General features: G+C 61.9%; 1 protein-coding gene. It reads left to right on the forward strand.

What is annotated here, in order from left to right:
• A partial coding sequence (locus F6S12_RS33020; protein ID WP_315870023.1) for an OprD family outer membrane porin occupies positions 1–415 on the forward strand: 415 nt, incomplete at both ends.

The raw sequence follows: 415 nt of genomic DNA on the forward strand, positions 1-415 counted from the left end.
TGCTGAGCAGCGACCTGCGCAGTTTTTTCAGCCGGGAAGACGGCAGTGCCAAGGCCGGCCGGGTCGACAACCGCAACCTCTCGGCGCTGTTTGGCTACAAGTTCGGCGGGCACCGGGTGAGCCTGGGCTACATGCATTCCAGCGGCGACACGGCCACGCCCTACATCTCCGGCACCGAGTTGATGGGCATGAGCGAGCTGACCATGAGTTCGGACTTTCTCAATGCCAAGGAGCGCACCTGGCAAGCCATCTACGACTATGACTTTGCCGCCGCCGGTGTGCCCGGGCTCAAGAGTCGGCTGCGTTACGTGCGTGGCGGCAATATCGAGCTGTCGGCGTTCAATGCCAGTGAGCGCAAGGAGCGCGAGTTTCAAATGGAGTTGGGGTACGTGCTGCAGAGCGGCCCGTTGAAGAA

Origin of the sequence: Pseudomonas sp. JV245A, from assembly GCF_032424515.1 — a bacterium.
Classification (GTDB): domain Bacteria; phylum Pseudomonadota; class Gammaproteobacteria; order Pseudomonadales; family Pseudomonadaceae; genus Aquipseudomonas; species Aquipseudomonas protegens.